The organism is Shewanella psychrophila, from assembly GCF_002005305.1.
Lineage (GTDB): Bacteria > Pseudomonadota > Gammaproteobacteria > Enterobacterales > Shewanellaceae > Shewanella > Shewanella psychrophila.
The window spans coordinates 4616451-4638645 of sequence record NZ_CP014782.1; the positions used below are offsets into that span (position 1 = coordinate 4616451).

Below are 22195 nucleotides of genomic sequence, written 5' to 3' on the forward strand. Positions count from 1 at the left end.
GGAACTGCTTGGCTGATAACTTCCTAAAATTTCGGCCTTGGTGAGAGAACCGAAACAGACATAAGGCATGTCTGTCACAAACAAAAACTCTTGGGTAAGCATTAATATGCATTACCCATATACCTTTAACTAATTAATTTTATTTAACAAATCCTTGTTCATTTTAATGATTAGTGACTTAAATTAGTTATTATTTATGTCATCAGCCATAGATTTAGGCAGTATTGGTAACGCCTTAAGTGGCCGTATTGGCTCTTTGACCAGCTCATCTTTAAGGTAAGAAATAGCCTTCTCAAGTTGAGCATCATGCCCGGTAAAGGTGACATAGGGTAAGTTATCCACTTCGATATCCGGGCTCACTCCACGCCCTTCCAGTACCCAACGACCGTCCATGGCATATTGAGGATACTCGGCGACGCGCGCCATGCCCTTGTCCGTCAGAGAATTACGTCCCGACAGCCAAACACCGGCTCCCGCGGTCTGCTTACCGATAAGTGGCGCTATACCTAAGGCCTTAATACCTGCAGAGAAGGTTTCACCGTCTGAATAGGTCAGCTCATCGGTCAGTACCACTAAATGACCACGGAACGTCTGTTGCATATTCGCATTTGGGGTGCCACGTGTAGGCTGCCAAAATGCCCAGGTACGACGCAGTAGTTTTTCGATGATCCAGCTATCAATATTACCGCCGCGATTACGACGCACATCGATGATCAAACCTTCTTTCTCATAGTTGGCGTAAAACTCACGAGCGAAGCTGGCAATATCACCACTGCCCATGGCATACAGGTGTAAGTAACCAATCTTTCCTTCACTACTGTCACTCACCTTAGTGCCGTTATGGTTGACCCAGTCCAAATACCTGAGCTTGGTATCACTGCGAGTCGTCACGGGTTTCACTATGGTTTTATGTTGTTTATTGCCTCGTTTGAGCTGGAGCAACACCTGCTTCTTCGCCTGATTTCTTAAAAAACGAGTCACATCGGCAACATTGGTTACTCTCTTGCCGTTTATGGAAATGATGATATCTCCTACCTCAGCATCGACACTCACCTTAGCCAATGGCGCCGCCTGAGTAGGCAATTCAGGATCATTTTGATAGATGTGAGCAATCTTAACCCCAGCTTTGGTCTGCTCCAGACGCGCACCTAAACTGGCCGCTTTAGCCATCTGCTTATCTTTATCCAGATCGCCACCGCGAACCTGAGAATGAAGGGAATCGAGCTCTCCCATCATCTGCTTAAACAGATCGTTGAGTTCATGCCTGTCTGTGAGCCTGTCTACCAGAGGTTGGTATTTAGCCTTAGTCGCCTGCCAATCCAGGCCGCGCATCTTCTTATCATAGAAAGAATCCCTGTGCATCAACCAGGCATCTTCAAACATTTGTTGCCACTCAAGCTTTGGCTCAATGGCGAGCTGCCATTGCTGTATCTGCACCTTGGCATTGGTCAGTTCTTTAGGCAATTTATCACCGGCATCGACAATAAGCATATCTTTGCCGCCATGATTAGACTTGCGAATAAACAACTTCTCACCGTCCGCCGATAGGCTGTAACTGGCGACACCTTTAGCGAAGGTCTCCACGTTAGGGCTTAGAGGATCAAACTTCACCAGCTTAAGGCTCGGTTTACTGCCACGAGCGGCAGCGCGATCGAGGAAATAGAGCCCCTCCTTGTTCGCCGTCAATGCAGAATAGTTACCGGAAGCCACCGGAACCTGCCATAGCCTCTGGTTTAAACCATCCCAATCGACACTGACTTTGTCTGATTGTTTCTTGTCTTTCTCGTCGGGTTCGGGCTTAAGCAACTCATTGGGTTTTTGAAAGGCAAACCTGGCATCTTTGTTTAATGCTAAGGCAAAAATTTGGGTGCGCTTATCAAACATGGGCCCTAAGTTTCGATCACCCCAGGGCGAGGTTGGCGTCGAATTAAACTGCCTGTCGGAGAGGAAATAGAGCCAGTTACCATCCGTGCTAAATACCGGGGAGTATGATTCATACTTGTCTGTGGTCAATGTTTCTGCACGCTGCTTACTCAGAGAATAGAGCACGATTTGCGGTCTGGGCTTGCCAATTTCTGACTTAGTGACGGCGATAAACTGACTGTCACCCGACCAGGCGATATCGGCATAGGGGCCAAGCCCTTCTCCCTGAGTAATAATCTTCTTGTGCCTATTCTTCTTAAGGTCCAGCAGCCACAAGTTACCTTCATAATCATCACTGGCAATGTATCTTCCATCCGGTGACACACTGAGCGACATACGCAGGGTCTGACCATTATCGGTTAACTGTTTAGCGCCATTGCCACCATCGGCGGGGAAGCGCCAGATCTCTTGCTCACCGGACGCATCGCTGATGCCATAGACCCACTTCCCATCAGGGCTCATCACAGCATTGCGAATGCGGCTATTGCCAGGAAGTGCTATTTCAACTAGACGGGAACCATCTGTGGCCGCAACGGCCACATGACTTCTTGCCGTTATCACCACCTTGCTTGCAGAAGGTGAAAGACGAGTCGATGTCGCGTACTTCATCGGATCGTTAACCCAATGCTCACGGCGCTGCGGAAAATCTGACACTAAATTAATATCTAATACACGGGTGCTATTGGCAGCAATATCATAGAGCTTGATATCGGCCCCCTGCTGGAACACGATGCGGCCATTATCGATGCGTGCACCGCGTACCTGCCAATCGGTAAACTGAGTATGTTGCTTAAAGTCTTTTCCATCGGGTGTCATCGACCAGATGTTGTCATTGCCATCACTGTCGCTAATAAAGTAAAGGCGGTTATCCCACAGCATAGGTTGACGCACTGAACCAATGTGGTCAGATGTTAACTGCTCGGCTTCAATCTTTGAGCCCAATTTGAAGCGCCACAGCTCACCTTTAGCGCCGCCGCGATAAACCTTGGCATTGTCACCGGTAGTCTGTAGGCCAAAGCGTGTGAAATACAGATACTCGCCTTGCTCATCGATCGTCCCTTCTATGGCATCGGCCAAAGGCAAGTCTTGGGTCTCTAAGGTCTCAGGATTAACGCTCCTTAGCACCCAATAATTGGCCGGACCAAATGCATTATCAGTGGCATACAAAACCTGGCCATCGGCTGTCCAGCCCTGTACTCGCACACGGCTATTTTCGAAACTAATCCGCTTCGCCTGGCCACCTTTAATGGGGATAACATACACTTCGCTGCTACCTTCGTAGTTAGCCACATAGGCTACCCACTTTCCATCATTCGATATTGTTGCCCCTAACTCCTCTGCCGGCAAACTGGTCAGTCTCTGTGCCAGGCTCTGATCTAGACTCTTGGCCCAGAGATCGCCCTCGGCGGTAAACACTAAGGTATTGTCACTCAGTGCTGGGGCGCGAAAATAACCAGGATGAATAGCATCTGCTGAAAAAGCTGACGAAGAACTTAGGCTGCCAAGCGCTAGCAAGGTACAGGCAACAGAAAGACGAAGTTTCATGATGAGCTCGTTATTTATTATTGATATAATTTTTTCAAGGCCAACAAGGTAGCAAACTTTCATTAAACCAACAGTAAAATTTAATACATAAATCATTAGCAAATGTGTACAAAGTAAAAAGCAGCTATCATATCGATAACTGCTTTTATTCTTTTAAATAACAGGGAAATGGAATATGGCCAGCAGAAATTAGTCAGCTAGTGCGCTGTTATTTCTGCCTGCAATTCGTTCCACCTTTTATATTGCGGATGCTCCGACTCTTTGAGATTTGGATACTGCTTAGCTATCTTCTTAGCGAGCTTATCAGCCTCACCCCATTGCTTCGAATTTATCAAGTTTTGCAAATGGTTCAATGCCTGCTTGGCACTCACCACAGCCTCACGTTGCGGCATACTCTTGGTCGGTAAATCATGACTTGATAGCGCATCTTTCGATGATGCCTGACTCGGCAGCGTCTGGTTACTCGGTGCCTCAGCCCCCAGTTTTGCCCTGTCATCAGAGCCATAGGCTTCACCCATCTGTTTCATTTTCGGCTCTGCAGCCCCGCCAAACTGCTGCTCCGATGCAGATATGGCGCTCGGCGCCCTCGGTGCTTGCCTGAGCTCACTCTTAATATTGGCACTGTTAGTTTTGGGATTGTTAGCTTCAAAGTTAGCAGCTTCTGTAACATCTGCTTGTAACGACTCACGCCGCACACCGGTACTTTTTGCTTCGAAACTAGCCCCTTTAACAACATCCGCGTGCATTGATTCGAGCTGCTCATCTTGCGGCTCGCTCATCTGCATCATCATGGGCATGGCATCATCGGATAGGATATCTTGAGGGCTCTGAGGATTTAACATGATCACAGTAACCACCAGCATCACGGAAGCGGCCGACGATAATGCCCATCGATTCTGTCGCCAAAAACTGTTCTCGACCCGCACCACATTATCTGTGCGCTTATCGCTATCCAAAGTAGCCTTATGCTGACTGCTATCATCAGCCGATACGCCGTTATTCAAAGCGCTCGCCTCTGTGGCCATTTTTATGATGGCATCATCGAGTTCATCGCTTGGGTTTTCTTGCGCCTGCAGCTTATACCAGGTTTGCAGGTCGCTATCGAATTCCTCAGCTTGCTCAGTAGCAGGCTTATTGCTTTTATCATCTTTCATTTTGAACCTCCTGCCACTTATTCATCACACAAGCTTTCAGACCTTGGTTGGCATATCGAATCCGACTCTTGGTGGCTTCGAGTGTTACACCGACGATATCTGCGATAGCCCCGGCGGTAAAGCCCGCCTCCATATTGAGTAACAAGGCTTCTTTCTGCACCGTTGGCAATAATGCGATGCAACGTTTAAGCAGGCTAGCCTTGAAACTATCTTCCATCGCCCTGTCCGGTGACATAACATCACTGGGCAAAAATGCTTCGCCGTCTTGCTCTTCGGTAAAGGCCTCACTAAACAGGTCTACAGGTTTTACCGCCCTGACATGGTCGATAAGCAAGTTATGGGCAATTTTATAAAGCCAAGTAGTAAATTTGGCATCGGCCTGATAACTGGATGCTGATTTGATGATCCGCCCCCACGTCTCCTGGTAAAGGTCTTCCGCCAGCTGTTTATCCCCGAGTTGGCGGACAAAATAGCGATACAGGCCACCCTTATGTTTTTGATAGAGAGTTTCAAATGCCGAGGTGTCTCCACTGGCATAGTTCAGCATTAAGCGCTGATCTATCTCCGCCTCTGTCGATTTATCTTGCCCTAACGCTTGTGCCACACACCTCTCCTGATGAAACGCCTCTCCTTGCGACCAAAAAGCTATCGAAGGAGAGACTATAGATAGACTAGTCATGGAAAGTTTGCACGCCCTGAACACCTTTGTCTATCTCAAGCTGGTATTCTGGCGATTTTATATGGGGCGCTATGTACTTAGGTTTAGGCATAGGTTTTATGGGGGGAATGATACTCGACACATTGCCTCCCTCAACCACAGCCTCTTGATCAGCCAATAGACGCGCTGTCTTCGCTAGCTGCACAAACTCATGACGATAGCCAAATGCATCTTGACCCATTGCAGATTGAGCCAGGTCGATCACCTTGGCATAACTCAAATCATGGGTATAGAGGCTATGATTAATCAATTGCCCGAGCCCTGCAACCGCGGCGGAGAATCGATAATCATCACTGGCCTGGGCTAAGCTCTTGACCCCTGAGTCCCTACGAATCGCATATGAGATCAATCGGCTGGTATCTTCTCCAATAGGTTTATATCTCAACTTGAGGAAGGCTATCTCATCCCGGCTATATTTCTCCACGCCTGTGGCATCATCATAACCATATCTCAGCTTGTCATTGGCCTGATTGGGGCTATCGACATAACTTACCTCATAGAGCGCAGTGACTCGATGACCCGCCCCGATCTCGCCGGCATCGACTTTGTCATTATTAAAATCTTCACGATTGAGGGCGCGGTTTTCATAACCTATCAAGCGATACTCTGAGACGATTGCCGGATTGAACTCCACTTGAATCTTCACATCTTTGGCTATGGTCAGCAGGGTCGAACTCAACTCATCTACCAGCACCTTACGCGCCTCATTAAGGGTATCTATGTAGGCGTAATGGCCGTTGCCCTTATCGGCAAGTTGTTCCATCAGGTGATCATTATAATTTCCCTGACCAAAACCTAAGGTCGTTAATGCTATGCCCTTATCACGTTTGGCTTCTATCAGATCCATCAAGGCCTGATGATCTGTGGTGCCCACATTGAAATCACCATCGGTAGCCAAGATGACCCGATTAACACCCCCTTGAATGAAATGTTTCTGCGCCAGTCCGTAGGCCTGCTGGATCCCGGCGCCTCCATTGGTCGAACCACCGGCCTTAAGGTTATTCAATGCCTGAATGATAGCCTGAGTATCATTGCCTTTTACCCCGTCGAGCACCACGCCCGAAGCCCCGGCATAGACAACAATGGAGACTTGATCTTGCTCACTCAATTGCTGAGATAACATCTTCAACGATGTCTTTAGCAGCGGCAGTTTATCTTGGGAGTTCATGGAGCCGGAGACATCGAGCAAAAAGACTAAGTTGCTCGCCCCAAGCTGGGACTTATCTAACTCGTAGCCCTTAAGGCCGATGCTGAGCAACATTTTATTGTCATTAAAAGGAGACGGCGCCAGCTCGGTATTGACACTGAATGCCTGCTCCAGTGCTGAGGGAGTGGCATACTGATAATTAAAATAATTAATCATCTCCTCGACTCGAACAGTGCCCTTTTGTGGCAGGCGTCCCTGATTTATCCAGCGTCTCAGTGTCGAATAACTGCCGGTATCGGTATCGATCGAGAAGGTAGATACCGGAATCTCTCCCGCCACCATGATGCCATTGGCAGTGTGCCTCGAAAAATTATCTCTATTGATCGATTCTCTAAACGCTGGCACGCCGGGGGCACTCATCTGCCCCATAATATGAGTACGGCTTAGGGATTTCATCTTCACCATACGCTCGCTGGCCTGTTTGCCTGCGGCATAAACATCGGCTGACTTTTCCTCAGATAACTCAACTTGTGATACTAAGGGATGATCTAGCCCATCGTTTTGAGCTTGTACCTTATTAGCTGCGGCGACTTGATGATCTTGGTCTGGCTTTTTAACCTGTTCAACTTGCTGGCTTTGATTTAGATTTTTCTCAGCTTTTTCTGATTTATCTTCTGCTTGCTCACCGCTACATGCCGACAAAGCCATAAATAATGACACTGAGATAAGTGATAATCGATAGCCTTTATTCACTCTACCCGTAGAATGAATGCTATCAATAGAATGGTTATTGAACTGACCCATGAACTTCCCCTTTCACCTGTTGTTTCTCTTATTAACGAGAACTCATGCTAAAAGGGTTATTTTTTTACTAGGAACACAGCGGTCAATTAGCGAACAATGACTCTAACTTGGGTTTTAAGATTTCAGCCTCAACTTGACCAAAATGATTAAGATGCATCTCTATATATTGCTGGCTGAAGCCAGATGTGGCGTAACTTGAATCTATCACGTCAATTATAGCTAGCCCCTTAGTGGTTTTAGAGCAAGCCATATAGCCAATCATCAACGCAGCATTGTTCTCGATGGGTAAGGCGATAATCTTGTCATCTAGTCCTTCATCTTGTAGATAATCTTCAACTGAAAGCGTGTACTCAAGAATGCCATCGACCCTACCCACCAGCAACATATCGACCAATTTATCCGATGAATCTACGCCACCACGAGTAAAAACTTGGGCCGCATGCTTAACGATTTGGTTATCGAGCTCCACGCCATAGGTTCGGGATTTAACAACGCCCAGCTTTAGATCAGGGTTATTTTCGAGTTGTTGAAATGAAAATGGTGATGTGAACCGACTTTTGTTACTGGCAAGAGTGATCAATCTAACTGGAGGAAACACAGAAAGGGGGTAATGGCTATACTCGGCGATCGCTAACCTGTCTGCAGTGATCAGCTTATTCATCACACACGCATTATCGAGACGAATCAGCTCAGACCAAGAACGGCTCATGCTCACCTGTTGATAGTCTATGATCAACTGAGTTTGGCTTTTGGCTTTTGGCTTTTGGCTTTTGGCTTTTGGCTTTTGGCTTTTGGCAAGGATCATATTCCAAACACTCACAATTATATTATCTTCACCATCATTAGCGCCGCTGTAAGTGTCATTTTCGCCTAATATGACCATCTCTAACGTCTTGTCTTTTGCTGAGGTTGCAAATGGAATAATTAAGCCGAAAATCAAGACTAAGATAATCCTCAATACTCTCATTGGCAGTCCTCAATATAGACAAAATGGGTTTAAAAAATGTCACTCTTCCTTTCCTTACGGTTGCAGCGCCTTACTCAGCTAAGTATGGCTCATAAACAAAAACGCCACCTAACCCTAAGGTCAAGTGGCGCTTTATCAATAAACAGATTTTTCAGTTATGCGTTCGCTAGCTTAGCTTGCAGCTTAGCATCTTTAGCTTCAACAGCAGCGGCAGATCTTGCACGCTCCTCTTTTACCGCAACAGCCAAAGCATCATCACCAACAGCTAACATTTGCGCGGCTAAGTAACCCGCGTTTTTAGCTCCAGCACTACCAATTGCTACCGTAGCAACAGGGACGCCGCCAGGCATCATCACAGTAGAAAGCAAAGCATCATGGCCTTGTAATGGACCACAGTCCACGGGGACGCCAATCACAGGACGAGTCGTGATACCTGCAACTGCGCCCGCTAAGTGAGCAGCCAGACCGGCCGCACAGATGAAGACCTTACAACCACGCGCTTCTGCATCATGCACATAAGCATGAGTCGCAGCAGGCGTACGGTGAGCCGAAGTCACCTTAGCTTCAAATCGAATATCGAACGTCTTAAGCACATCTAGGGTAGCTTGCATAGTTGGTAAATCAGAATCAGATCCCATCAACACTGCAACGAATGGTTTGCTCATTTTTAATCCTTATTGTAGGGTATTGCTTAGAATTACTTATAATTTGTGGCGCATTCTATTAAAAACACAGCCTTGAGTAAACGGCTCCCCCAAGCCAGAGCCCAATTATCGCCTAGCTAGATTCACACTGCAAATAACTAATGCCTACAGACTAATAACAAAAACACCTTTTCCCATAGCAAACGATACTTGTCGGATAACAAGTTGCAAGTATCTTTTTTTGGGTTGGGTTCATTGGGCTGGTTTGGCGTTTGGCTAACTTCATGAATGCCATAAGTTCACTCTAATCTATAGCCTGCGGCTTGCTTAGCATGTAAACACTTCCCTGTGGGCTCTGCCACGGATAGTGGAAATGCCGAAAAATGTAGGGAACATTTTCGGCCATGCTTCGGAAGCTCGCAGCCACGTTCACACCTGATTATTTATCTCTTCGAACTAGAGTTATTTGGTTATAACTCACTTTTGGACAAAACATGCTGACTTGTCGGATCACAAGTTACTCAAGTATCTTTTGAGCTGGGTTCATTGGCCTGGTTTGATACTTGGATTAGCCTGCTGAGTACCAAAGCTTCATTGTTATCTATTGCCTGCGGCAAGCTCACATGTAGATACCTCTGTGGAACGCAGCAAGTACAGTCCCTGTAAGCTCTACCAAAACATCCATGTTTTGGAAGCCCACAGCCGTATCTACATCGGATTATTCATCTCTTCGATTGGAGCTTAAAGGTACTATCTAAACACGTTTTTGGACAAAACCTACTTAGATCTATGCTCTAATTCTGGTTTGTTACATGAAGTAAAGTAACTGAAACCATCAAGTACCATCTCACATCTACCGACATTGTTACGTTCACAAACGAGAAACACCAAGTACTGTGTGCATATACAGCAATTATAGTTTTTAGTATGATAGTTACATAAGGGTATTGAACTAATGCTCTATTTGACTATTTGGAGTCGTAAAGTGAGTCAGCACTATTTAGATAATGGTATCAGTCAACTTGTAAGTTCCTTCATTGAAGCAGGCTGCCCCTCTGTTAAAGTACAAACTATAGAAGAACGTCGTCAAGGTTATCGAAATAGCGTTCAACTTGCCGGAGGAAAAGAATCTGTTAATCAAATCGTTGATAAAGAGATCAATGGAGCAACATTAAGAATTTTTAAATCATCTGATGATAGCAACTTACCTGTTGTGATTTATTTTCATGGTGGTTGTTTTATCAGTGGTGATTTTGAAACTCATGACCAGCAATTAAGAAAGTTAGCTAATCTATCTGGTTCAATAATTGTTGCTGTAAAATACCGACTAGCCCCTGAGCATACATTTCCAGCAGCACACGACGATGCATTTCATGCATCTCAAGTGATTTACGAGCACTGTAAAGAGTGGGGGGGGAACCCTGAGAATATCATTCTCGTTGGTGATAGTGCAGGTGGTCACATATGCTTAATCACATCTTTACGATTAAGGGAAAAAGCAGCTTGGCTACCTACCAAGCAAGTACTTATTTATCCAATGTTAGATGCCACGGCAGCAAGTCAGAGCTATGTCAATAATGGTGAGGAATACATAATTACTCGTGATACCTTGCTTACTGGTTTTGATATGTATTTAGGTGACTTACCGCGTAAACATCCTGAAGCCAGCCCTCTTTTTCGAAGTGACCTATCAGGTCTTCCTGAAACTCATATATTAACAGCCGAATTTGACCCATTAGTAGATGAAGGTGAACAGCTTTATCGGAACTTAATTAGTGCAGGTGTTAAGACACAATGTCGAAGATATTTAGGTGTTATACATGGCTTTCTCCAGCTTTCAGGCGTAAGCCAAACAGCTCGAGAATCAATTAAACATGTAGCAGATATTATCGCTTCTAAATGATTATAGGGATAGACCAATTTTTTATCTGAGGTGATCCTGTTCCATAATATGGGCGATACTCAACGATAACCTCAAGTATGGCAAAATATCATGAACAGGATGTGAATGAGCAACTGCTCTAAATCATAACGGGGCAAAAGTGAGTTACTAAATACTAGCCATAAGCCACAATCGAAGAGATAAATCCCCCTGTGTAGATGCAGCTGCGAGCTTCCAAATCAGGGATGATTTGGCAGAGCTTCCATGGATGGACTTGCAGCGTCTGCACATCCCCCCGCTGGGAAGCGATAGATTACCATGAAGGTTCGACCTTCAAACCCACTTCCAAATATAAAACTAGCCAAATGAAGCAAGATAAAATGTAATCAGCCTTCATTCGAAGGCTAGCAAGTTTTGGGGCATATCCGTGTTAGCGAACTAACAAATATCCTAAAATCGAAGAGAAAAATAACCCTGTGTAGATACGGATGCGAACTTCGATTTCAGGGTGAGGTATCGCGAAGTGATACTCTTCGAACGAGAGGAGGGGATGTCGGACAGGCAGTTCAACATGGAAGTTATTGGAAATCCCAGAGCGTGCCATTAACCATGCCTGTCCTTATTTATTACTCAGCTATTCTTTGGTTGAAAATAATTCAAAGCATGCTCTCACCCTGCCCTGATATATAGCCAATTCATAATTAGCATAAATAAAATTTAATTAAAGTATAAATTAATTCAAATATTTATAATGTTGATACAAGTATACTATTTATGCCTTTGATACAGTAAGTAAAAGGCTAAAAATGAAAGGGAAACATATATCATGCGCAGTTAATAACGTGGATGCACTATCTCACTTACCAGTACACTCTCAAAAAGTGGCATTAGTGACTGAAGGGGGAGGGCAACGTGGTATTTTTACTGCGGGGGTTCTAGATGCGTTCTTGGAGGCAAAGTTTTGCCCCTTTTCGCTAATGATAGGAACATCAGCAGGTTCACTCAATTTGGCGTCATATCTGAGCGGTCAAAGTAAGCATGCTTATGATGTAATCACTAAAGCGACCACTACTAATCATTTTTTTGATTTAACTAGATTTTTATCAGGTAAAGAAGGTTTAGATCTAGACTGGTTATTAAAAGAGATGCAAACAAAAATACCTCTGAATTGGCTGCAGGCTCGTGAAAGAATGCGCTCATGTACAGTGCTTGCTTGCGCTAGCCATGTAGATACTCATAGGCCATTTTATTTTGATCTATACGATGATAATTGGCAAACATCTTTACAAGCATCATGTTCAATTCCAGCATTACGAAGACAGCCAGTTCTAAACCAAAAACAGTATTGGATAGATGGTGGCTTAGGGGCACCTATTCCAGTTCAAGAGGCCTATAAGCGCGGATATAAGCATATTGTGGTGATCCGTACTGTTCCGATCACAACAAAGTTCAATCATTGCTGGATGTCAATTTTAACCAAATCTCTCGGTAGAAGTAAGCTTTCAAATTTAATTAGTTTGCTACTTGAACATGAAGAGAATTATCGGCGAACTCAATCCTTTCTAAACTCTCCACCAAGTGATGTAACTATTTATGAGATCTACCCCAAAAATGACCTACGATCTAAATTAATTGGCAGTAGTAAGCATTCACTGGAAAGTGATTATGAACTCGGCTATCGTTCAGGCCGCTACTTTAAGGAAACTCTAGGTAAAAACTTTTCAAGCTAAAGTACCAATAAACAACCAATAAACAACCAGCAAACAACAAACAACCAATAAATAACAAGATATACATAAAATAATAAATAGCGTTATAACTTGCTAATCATCACCCTAAACTTAGTACAGCATAATGGTTGAACTTAAGGAAATAAATATAAGAAAGTAGCTTGAAAAGATTACATTTCACATAAAGTCAATTTATAAGAATGCTGCGACATTCCATCTTAACCAACCAAACAAAAGTCAGTTATAACAAACGCATAGATTAAACCTATGGGTTAGAAATAATCTTCAGGGTAGATTTAATGTAACGGTAACACTTTCAATAATTAAGGCGTAGCGATGAAGATAGAAACAGAACTGTTAGATAGAGCTGAAGAACTTATAAAAAAATACGGCGCGTTAAATCTTAGCATGACAGAGGTACATCATGGTGTGTGTTCATCAAGCCACATGTTCAGATTTTTTAAAAGCAAGAATTCATTACTTGCAAGACTTTGTGTAAGAGAGATGATGAGCAATGTCGAAAAATTAAAGTCTGACACTCCTGACTATATGAGTAGACATTTCAAGATTGTAACAGACCCTTTTATTTACGATTACTTATCCACACAAGACAAATATATGGTTAAGTATTATTTAGACATTTTCCTATCTAAACTAAGAAAAAGCAACTTAGCTGGAATAATAGGTTTCAAGCAAGCTTATGACGTCAAATAGTTTTATATAGCGTTGTTCATACGCACTCCATAATAGTTATATAAAATATCCCCTTAGATTTATAAAAAAATAACTTCAGTGGATACAATCTAAATTAAATTTAGTGATACCTATTCATAAATTCGCACACCCTATTAAACATATCTAATTGAGGTTTATTCATGTCAATAATTACCAGTTTAATGGCTGCTAGAGTCTATTCTGATTGCAGAATTCACGCCCTTAGTGAACAACAAGCATCATTAGTTGCTAGCATAATAATAGCTCAAAGACACAACAATGGTATAAAAGATGTACCGAATTCTCTATCAAATTTAAATGAAGATGAACTTTTTTTAGTTCAATTACAAGTTTGTAAATTCTTCAAATCTAATTGCCATGTTGAAGCTTATGATAATATTAAAGACCCAAGTCATATTGAAATTGCAGCCGAACTACTAGTTGAGTCAATTTCAATGTCCATTTTATACACATAAAACTCCAAACGAAGAAGTAAATAATCCAGTGTAGTTGAATCCGCTCAGACTGTTCTGAAACCTGCACTTTGAAGTAGAATGGGTATCGTTCATTTGTTAGAATCCCCCTAATTTTTATGGCAACAATCCTGACACAGGGGCTTGCTGCCATACTCTGCTTGATACTGACGGTTTCGTCACCGTTCATTTTCACACAGAGTATTCAGATTTTACGATTTAAAGGCAGGTTATGACCGTTCTTCTAATGACTCCACCTATGACCCAGCTGAATACGCCCTACCCGGCAACAGCGTATTTAACTGGTTTTTTACGCTCTCGAGGCTATGAGGCGGTTCAACGAGATCCTGCTATTGAGCTTTTCCTAGAAATGATGACAGCGCCTGCGCTAGAGATTATTCGTCAGCATGTGGAAGAAAACTTCGAGCACTTTGAAGACAATGAGCTGCCTGATGTGATCTTTAATTTTCTGGCTGAATTTGATCGTTACCAGCAGACAGTTGAGAGCGCAATTCGCTTTTTACAGGGCAAAGATCCAAGCCTTGCACTGCGCATTAACTCCCGTCGTTTTTTACCAGAAGGCCCAGCGTTTGACACTATTGCTCAGATGGAAGCGGTCTCCGGCGATGTGTTGCAGGCAGCCTTTGGCAATCTAGGCGTACAAGATAAAGCCAAATATCTAGCAACCCTGTTTATTAATGATCTATCGAACGTCATCACTCAGGGGGTTGACCCCTACTTTGAAGTCAGCCGTTATGGCGAGAAGTTAGCTGCGGCCAACCCAAGCTTTGACAATCTCTACGATACCTTGATGGACGAACCTAGCTTCAGCTCAGAAATTTTGGAACAATTAGTCGAGCAGTACCTGGAAGAAACTCAGCCTAGCGTAGTCGCGTTAACCGTGCCTTTCCCGGGCAATATGCTAGGCGCCCTACGTATTGCGCAAACCTGTAAAGCGATCAATCCTGATATTCCCATCGTAATGGGCGGTGGCTTTATCAATACCGAGCTGCGCGCGCTCAAAGACCCTAGAGTATTTGAGTTTGTCGACTTTATCTGTCTAGACGACGGCGAGCGTCCTTTTATCACGCTACTAGAGTTCTTTGAGGGAAAGCGTGAAATAGACTCCCTGATGCGAACTTACTTCCTCGCTGAAGATGAAACAGGCCAACCCTACGTACACTTCAATGAAAATGCAGAGCTCCACGATATCCCACAGACCGATGTCGGTGCACCGATATACGATGGCCTGCCATTGGGGGAATACCTATCTTTGTGTGAAATGCTCAATCCTATGCACCGTATTTGGAGCGATGGACGCTGGAATAAACTGACCATAGCTCATGGATGTTACTGGCGTAAGTGCAGCTTTTGCGATGTCAGTCTGGACTATATCGACCGTTTTGATGCCGCTGGAGCCGATGTTTTAGTGGATAGGATCGAGGAACTCATCGAAGAAACCGGACAGACAGGTTTCCACTTCGTCGATGAAGCCCTACCGCCAAAGCTTTTGTTTCAGCTTGCAAAACGCCTCATTGAACGCAATGTGGTGATCAGTTGGTGGGGCAATATCCGTTTTGAGAGGACGTTTAGCCAAGCCCGTTGCCAGTTGCTGGCAGATTCCGGTTGTATCGCTGTCAGCGGCGGCCTTGAGGTGGCGTCAGATCGTCTCTTGAAACTGATGAAAAAAGGCGTGAGTGTTGAGCGGGTCGCTCAGGTAACCAAGGCCTTCAGTGATGCGGGTATATTGGTTCACGCCTATTTGATGTATGGCTTTCCAACACAAACCGAGCAGGAAACCATAGATTCGCTCGAGATGGTACGTCAGATGATGGAGCAAGCTTGTTTCCAGTCCGCCTACTGGCACCGATTTGTAGCCACGATCCACAGTCCTATTGGCATCAACCCTGAGAAATTTGGTGTCACGCTTGCTGAGCGCCCTGAGATCTTATTCGCTGAAAACGATGTGGACTTCACCGATCCAACCGGCGTGGATCATGACATGCTTGGGGTCGGGCTTCGTAAGGCTATCTACAATTATATGCACGGTATTGGCTTTGAACAGCCAATAAGCTTCTGGTTTGAACAGACCGTTGTACGTACTGAAATGAAAAAAGACCTGATATCAAAAGCGATTAACAATCTAATCACCAGCGGTTAGGAACCTTCAGCTGCAAAGAGCCATTAGCAGTAAAGAGTCCAGAGTTGGCGAAATCATGAGCCAACTCACTTTGGTGCATTTCTTTGATCAATATTTAGGGAAATGAGGTTAATAAAATGACTTTTGCAACCAAATTGCAAAAGCCATTTTTATGTCAGACTGTATTTTCCAAGCTGTATTTTCCATAGATAGGCATCATTATGCCTATCTATGGGTTCAGCAACTGTGTTATCCAAAAAATAGACGCCATAACCAGGAAGAGTCGAGATCTTCCTTACAGGTCTTATATTGCGCGGCGTAGCGCTTAGATCTGGCATCGACCCTAGCAGCAACCTTGATCAACCAAGCTTTCTGGTTGTAAGTTTTGCGCTTATACCCGCCCCACCCTTCGTGGTAGTTCAAATACTGATTTCTCGCATCCCACTTAGAGACACCGTTAATCTTATGGGTCTTATAAATAAACCAGCCCATGAAATCCATGGCATCATCAAAATTACTGCGGCTGGACCAGGAGTTGCCCGTCTCCTTAACATAATCATCCCAGGTCATGGTCTTAGCCTGAGCATAACCATAGGCATCACTGGCACGTCCAATGGGAATAAAGCCGAGAAAGTATTCCATAGGTGGCGCAGCATTATGCTTAAAGGAGCTTTCCTGATACATCATGGCTAGGGGGACATGAACTGGCACGCCCCATTTCTCTTGAGTTTTCTGCGCGGCACTATACCAGTCGCGGTTTTCCTGATAGATGGAGCATAGGTTTTCAGGATTCTCCGGCGGAGCCGTGGCACAACCTGAGAGTAATAATGCCAAAAAAGCTGCTGTTAAAACCGAAAAGCCTTTCATATGTGCGGATACCATGTGTAATGCTAAATAAGTCATGAAACGAATCAAAACTTTAGTGTCACACCCTTAGGTAAAAGAAGCAATTAACCTTGCTTAAAAGTATCGAGTATTAACTTTATGTCACATCTTATTTCACGGGTAATTCACACTCATGCTCTTCTTCAAGCCAGATCACTGGCTGCCAAAAACCTGAGTCATTGCCTCTGTATCGTTTATCGGTATTAAATTTAGCCGCAAAATGATATCTGCGGTTGGCTTCGACGCTGATCACTAAGTCTTTAGGCACTCTGGCGGCTAACTTCACCTTCAGCGATGGCGCACTGATCAATTCGGCAAAGGTAAAGGTATATTCTCCGGGTGAGAGACGATAATTGGGTTTAGAGATAACAGGTTTGCCATCTAAGTGAGTAACAATGGCTCTATAGAGATCTTGACTCAAATCGGGGTTGAGGTAGCCTGAGACGACACCACATCTATGACTATCATCTGGCTGTGAAGCACAGCCAGAAAGAAACATCAGCACGGAAAATAGAACGAGTAATGGTTTCAAATCTTCTCTCTCAACGAAAAGTTGTATCTAATCCATTTTTACAATATGGACGGACAAGCTCAAACCACAGGCTAATCGCTTAGCCTGTGGTTTGAGTTCTATGAAGAGATAGCGGCCTTTGGTATAGGCTTACTTGATGCTTCATCTCGAAAGTAATCTTCCAGAAATGCCTCAAAACTTTGGCTAGAGTCGGCTTCCATCTTAGCTTGCTTAGACAATGAATCTAATGCCGCTTGTCGATATCGAGCGACAACTTGATCAGGCAACTGATATTCACTCAAATCTTTATGGTACTGCTTAGCTAAACTCTTAACCCAGTAACCATGATCAATCTGGCTTTGCAACAGGTGTGACATGACTTTGCCTGAAAGGGTTAAATCTGGGTCATTGACCGCTGCTAACCAAGTATCTAGCGTCTGACGGTAATGATTTTCTCCTTCACTGTCTAATAGCTCGGCAATCGAGCTCAAAGATGAAAACATCTGCTTCATCCAATCGGTGAGAGTAACAGACGTGCCATTATTGCTTAGCTCCAGACCCGGCTTACGCCCTTCTAGAATTACTCGATTCAGGTTACTGGCTATTTCGGCTTCCTGATCTTCATCCGATAACGGTGAATCACTTAATAAACAATAGAGAAGGAACATATCTAAGAAACGCACTTGAGACGCTTCTATGCCTATCGCGCTGTACGGGTTGACGTCCAGAGCCCGAACTTCGATATATTCAACTCCAGCTCGCGCCAATGCCTGGGATGGTTTTTCACCATCGAGAGCCACTCGCTTAGCTCGAATTGGCGAATAAAATTCATTCTCGATCTGCAGCACATTGGCATTAAGTTGCCTAAATTCACCATCGACTTTAACACCAATCTTCTCAAAATTAGACGAAGGCATGTTGATGGCATTCTGCATGCCTTCTAGAAACTTATCCAGAGAGTCATAGCTGATACTTAATCTGTCTTGCTCTTTATTTGTGTAACCAAGATCACTCATTCTCAATGAAGTCGCATAGGGAAGGTAAAGCGTTCCCTTGCCCATCTTCTCAAATTCAATATCTGTCTGCTGATCTTTAATGAACGAACTACACAGGGCCGGCGAGGCGCCAAAAAGATAAGGCAATACCCAAACCATGCGTCGATAATTACGAATCAGTCCTAGATAAGACTCTGAAATAAAGTCAGTCTTAGAGCCTTGTTGATCGCTTAAGAGGTACAACTTGTCCCAAAGCGGCTGAGATACAGAGAAGTTAAAATGAACGCCGGAGATTATCTGCATCTGAGCGCCGTACCGGTAAGTTAACCCCTTACGATATAAGCGCTTCATCTGCCCTGAATTTGAACTACCGTATTGTGCAATCGGGATATCGTTCACATCACCGACATAACAGGGCATGCTCACTGGCCATAATCCCTGTTGTTCCAGGTTTTGCACCGTGAATGCGTGGGTATAGGTCAGATCTTCAAGCAAGGCATCGATATCACTGAAAACAGGAGTGATGAATTCGAGCAGAGATTCACTATAATCTGTGGTGATCCTGGAATGAGTGAGCGCGGCACCAAGTTCTCTAGGATGAGCATCTGTGGCCAGCTGGCCTGAGTCACTGATTCTTAATGCTTCGCGTTCGATACCGCGTTGCATTCCCTGTAGTGCAGCACGCCCCTCTGAGTCAGAGAGTTGTTCGATCAATGTATTGAAAGAGTTCAATATTTTATTCTCTAATTTTTGTCATCATTTAGGCTTGTCAGGATCAGACCCGTTAACTGTGCATTTTCTTTCATTCGCACAATCGACGGTATATAGCTCCCTCAGGCAAGTCATCTTTACTGAGCCATGAAGCGCAGCATCCGCTCTAACAAGATGCCGCAACTTACTACCATTAGATATATGGCCTAATTCAGCGATTACAACTCTAAATTTTCCACCGGGTAACCGAGTGCTTTAATATCCGCCTCGATTGACGCCTTATCACCCACAATCAATACCACCATGCTCTTAAGGTCTAACTGTTGACTTGCCAGTTTGTTCAACTCATCTTTGCTGATTGAATTGGTGATCTTAGTCTGTTGCTCGGTGAAGTCTGTATCGAGTTGATAACGCTGTATCCGGCGCATAAAACCCGCTTTTTGATAGGGGGTTTCATAATCCAGTGCATTTCCCTGAGAAATTGAGGCTCGCATAAATGCCAACTCTTCATCAGTCATTCCCGACGTCTTGTACTTGTTTATCTCATTAAAAAACTCCACTAGGGCCAGAGATGTCACATCGGTTCGCACACTTGCCTGAGCTTCATAAACCCCCAGCTCAATGCCACCGGCAAAGTAACTACTAGCTCCATAGGTATAACCTTTATCTTCACGTAAGTTAAGGTTTATACGACTATTGAATGCACCGCCTAAGGGATAATTCATCAGGTAAGATTTAAAATACTCTCCCGTTGCATCATAGGGGAGTGCACGCTTGCCAATTTTAATCACAGATTGAGCGGCGCCAGGTTTATCTAAAATGTAGATTTTACCCCCTTGGAGTTTAGGTAAACCAGCCAATGTTGGCAGTGGAGTCGCCTCACCTTGCCACTGGCTAAAACCTGCTAACTTGCCAAGAATTTGGGATTCACTCAAATTACTCACTGTAATAATTTGCGCATTACCGGCACGATACTGCTTTTGATAGAAGGCTTTAACATCATCTAAGGTCAATGAAGAGACAGACTCTAAAGTGCCGCTACTGCTCACACCCAAGGGACTATCGCTACCATACATCAAACCATCGAAGGCAGTATTAGCCAAGAAATTAGGATCAGACATCATGTGCTGCAAGCTCTGCAACTGCTGCTGCTTCAGTCGATCGAAATCTTCGGCCTTAAACGCCGGTTCAAATAATCGCTCCTGGACGATGGCCAGTGTCTCATCGAGTCTTGAGGTTAAACTCGAGACCTTAATATAGCTCTGATAGGCACTTGAACCGAAAGTAACACCACTGCCTAGCATCTCTAATGCTTGAGCAAGCTCTTCTGAGCTGCGTTTCATACTCGATTCATTGAGCATAGCCGCGGTTAAGCCTGCAAGACCCGCCTCCTCCACTGGCACTAATCTATGGCCGCCATTCAGATAGATGATAAGTTCGACCGTGGGTGTCTCTTCACTCTCGGTGCCCATTACCTGGATATTATTAGCCAGCTTACCTGTCCACAGTTGGGGAACTTGAAGCACAGGTGCTGGTCCCGCCGCCGGCATTATGGTGCGATCGAAAGCTGATACAATTTGTTTATGATCTGCCACCGCTTCTACCGCTTCGCTGGACACTGTTAGCACTGGAGGCGTAAAAGTATCTTCATGAGCGATAAGTTGCTCTTGTCCCTCGGGAACCACGCTCATAACCACCATAGGTTTATTCTTAATATACTTCTCAAATACCCTCATCACATCGGCCTTAGTCACATTGGCATAACGCTTAAGATCAGATGAGATCATGTCGGGGTTACCAGAAAACGTCTGGTTAAAAGCTAAGGTAGAGACCTTGCCCGATACACTCTGTAAGCCGAAAATAGTCCCGGCTTCAAACTGTACTTTGACCTTTTCCAAGTCGTCATCGGTAACACCGCGCTGCTCAAACTCGGCAATTGACTCATTCATTCGCTTCTCTATGTCGGCTAAATTGCCTCCTTTGGCAGGGTTAGCCAAGGCGTACATAGAGAACTGACAAGCCAGCTCCTGACAAGGGTGACTCACGCCAGCTTGAACCGCATAGCCATCTTTGACGAGATTCTTATAAAAGATTGAAGTCTTGCCGCCACCTAAGATATTAGATAACAGGTCTAAGGCTGCCTCGTCTTGATGACGGGCGTAGACCGTTGGAAAAGCGATACGCAGCAAGGGAAGATGAACCTTATCTTCCATTGAGATATAGCGGGTCTTATCTAATGTGACTAAAGTCTTCTCGTCAGCCGAAACTTTCGGTCCTGCTGGTATTTCACCAAAATATTTATTCACCCAAGCTAATGTCTGAAACTCATCGAAATCGCCACCTATTGTAAGGGTGGCATTGTTGGGGCCATACCAGCGCTGGAAGAAGTGTTTCACATCATCGAGATTAGCTCGTTCCAGATCATCCGGCCAACCTATAACGGGCCAGGAATATTGATGACCTTGAGAATAGAAAGCTTGATTAAACTTCTCACCCATACGGCCGTATGGCTGATTATCGATGCGCTGTGCTCTCTCGTTCTTAACGGTTTCACGCTGAACTTCAAACTTCTCTTCAGTCAAAGCTGGTAAGAAAAATCCCATGCGATCGGACTCGAGCCACAGCATCTTTTCTAGCTGGTTACTCGGCACAGTCTCGAAATAGTTTGTTCTGTCGGTATTGGTTGTACCATTAAGCGTACCACCTGCCTCAGTGACCGTTTTAAAATGTTGCTCGTCACCAACATGCTGTGAGCCCTGAAACATCATGTGCTCAAAAAGGTGAGCAAAACCTGAACGGCCTTCAACTTCCCTGGCGGAGCCCACATGATAAGTCACATCCACATGAACTAAAGGATCTGAGCTGTCCTGATGGAGAATGACGGTTAGCCCATTAGCAAGCTGATACTTCTTGTAAGGGATCCCTATCCCTGACTCGGCAACCTTAACCGTTTCTAATAGCGTCACTCCCACAGGAAGATTGACTGGTGACTCCTGACTAGCACACCCCGCTAATGCAGCGGAGATGGCTGCAGCTAATATCCATTTTTTCACTTTCAAATCCTTAATATCAAATTACCTGAAGTAACATTAACCCAATCTTGGGCAATCGCCGCGACTAATAATAGGAGAAACACTTTGACTGGTTCATAGCCAATAGGAGTGTTAATCCGGCGACGAATAAAAATTAACCCACTCTGATTACTGGGTTACAATAAATGCAGTACGACCCCTGCAACTAGTAAAAAAATTA

At 44.5% G+C, this 22195-nt stretch carries 15 protein-coding genes; 5 read left to right on the forward strand and 10 right to left on the reverse strand.

The genetic code is table 11. The features are described 5' to 3' along the window. Nucleotides 1-183: 183 nt before the first annotated feature. The 6 genes from sps_RS20010 to purE all read right to left on the reverse strand — a co-directional run bounded on the left by sps_RS20010 (nucleotide 184) and on the right by purE (nucleotide 8923). Nucleotides 184-3468 (reverse strand): S41 family peptidase, encoded by a 3285-nt coding sequence (locus sps_RS20010; RefSeq protein ID WP_077755783.1) that lies wholly within the window; start codon nucleotides 3466-3468, stop codon nucleotides 184-186. Nucleotides 3469-3665: 197 nt separating this feature from the next. Further along, nucleotides 3666-4622: a hypothetical protein gene (locus tag sps_RS20015; RefSeq protein ID WP_077754108.1), complete on the reverse strand. Its 957-nt coding sequence runs from the start codon at nucleotides 4620-4622 to the stop codon at nucleotides 3666-3668. Further along, the gene (locus sps_RS20020) at nucleotides 4612-5169 is read right to left on the reverse strand and encodes a sigma-70 family RNA polymerase sigma factor (protein WP_179948425.1); all 558 of its coding nucleotides are present in this window, start codon (nucleotides 5167-5169) and stop codon (nucleotides 4612-4614) included. The genes sps_RS20015 and sps_RS20020 overlap by 11 nt, the downstream gene beginning before the upstream one ends. A 124-nt stretch (nucleotides 5170-5293) precedes the next feature. Beyond that, on the reverse strand, nucleotides 5294-7195 hold the full coding sequence (locus sps_RS20025; protein WP_418346771.1) for a vWA domain-containing protein: 1902 nt from the start codon (nucleotides 7193-7195) through the stop codon (nucleotides 5294-5296). A gap of 178 nt (nucleotides 7196-7373) precedes the next feature. Beyond that, nucleotides 7374-8258: a hypothetical protein gene (locus sps_RS20030; RefSeq protein WP_169915859.1), complete on the reverse strand. Its 885-nt coding sequence runs from the start codon at nucleotides 8256-8258 to the stop codon at nucleotides 7374-7376. 155 nt (nucleotides 8259-8413) lie between these two features. Next, complete coding sequence (gene purE, locus sps_RS20035; RefSeq protein ID WP_077754112.1) at nucleotides 8414-8923, reverse strand: 5-(carboxyamino)imidazole ribonucleotide mutase; 510 nt, start codon at nucleotides 8921-8923, stop codon at nucleotides 8414-8416. Between the two features lie 964 nt (nucleotides 8924-9887). Between purE and sps_RS20040 the strand changes: the two genes are divergently transcribed. The 5 genes from sps_RS20040 to sps_RS20060 all read left to right on the forward strand — a co-directional run bounded on the left by sps_RS20040 (nucleotide 9888) and on the right by sps_RS20060 (nucleotide 15862). Further along, complete coding sequence (locus sps_RS20040; protein ID WP_077755784.1) at nucleotides 9888-10805, forward strand: alpha/beta hydrolase; 918 nt, start codon at nucleotides 9888-9890, stop codon at nucleotides 10803-10805. A 785-nt stretch (nucleotides 10806-11590) separates the two neighbouring features. Then, nucleotides 11591-12514 carry a patatin-like phospholipase family protein gene (locus sps_RS20045; protein ID WP_077754114.1) on the forward strand — a complete coding sequence of 308 codons (924 nt, stop codon included), beginning with the start codon at nucleotides 11591-11593 and terminating at the stop codon, nucleotides 12512-12514. A gap of 336 nt (nucleotides 12515-12850) precedes the next feature. Then, a complete protein-coding gene (locus tag sps_RS20050) occupies nucleotides 12851-13228 on the forward strand; it encodes a hypothetical protein (protein ID WP_077754115.1) in 378 nt (125 codons plus the stop codon). Between the two features lie 161 nt (nucleotides 13229-13389). Continuing rightward, on the forward strand, nucleotides 13390-13704 hold the full coding sequence (locus tag sps_RS20055; protein ID WP_077754116.1) for a hypothetical protein: 315 nt from the start codon (nucleotides 13390-13392) through the stop codon (nucleotides 13702-13704). Between the two features lie 229 nt (nucleotides 13705-13933). Then, nucleotides 13934-15862 (forward strand): B12-binding domain-containing radical SAM protein, encoded by a 1929-nt coding sequence (locus sps_RS20060; RefSeq protein WP_077754117.1) that lies wholly within the window; start codon nucleotides 13934-13936, stop codon nucleotides 15860-15862. Between the two features lie 228 nt (nucleotides 15863-16090). Here the strand turns inward: sps_RS20060 and sps_RS20065 are convergent, their stop codons facing one another. The 4 genes from sps_RS20065 to sps_RS20080 form a co-directional block, all read right to left on the reverse strand. Then, complete coding sequence (locus tag sps_RS20065; protein WP_077754118.1) at nucleotides 16091-16708, reverse strand: transglycosylase SLT domain-containing protein; 618 nt, start codon at nucleotides 16706-16708, stop codon at nucleotides 16091-16093. A 127-nt stretch (nucleotides 16709-16835) separates the two neighbouring features. Continuing rightward, entirely contained in the window at nucleotides 16836-17225 is a 390-nt protein-coding gene (locus sps_RS20070) for a hypothetical protein (protein WP_077754119.1), read from the reverse strand. Between the two features lie 131 nt (nucleotides 17226-17356). Beyond that, nucleotides 17357-18964 (reverse strand): glutamate--cysteine ligase, encoded by a 1608-nt coding sequence (gshA, locus tag sps_RS20075; RefSeq protein ID WP_077754120.1) that lies wholly within the window; start codon nucleotides 18962-18964, stop codon nucleotides 17357-17359. Between the two features lie 197 nt (nucleotides 18965-19161). Continuing rightward, nucleotides 19162-21996 carry a M16 family metallopeptidase gene (locus tag sps_RS20080; RefSeq protein WP_077754121.1) on the reverse strand — a complete coding sequence of 945 codons (2835 nt, stop codon included), beginning with the start codon at nucleotides 21994-21996 and terminating at the stop codon, nucleotides 19162-19164. Between the last annotated feature and the right edge of the window lie 199 nt (nucleotides 21997-22195).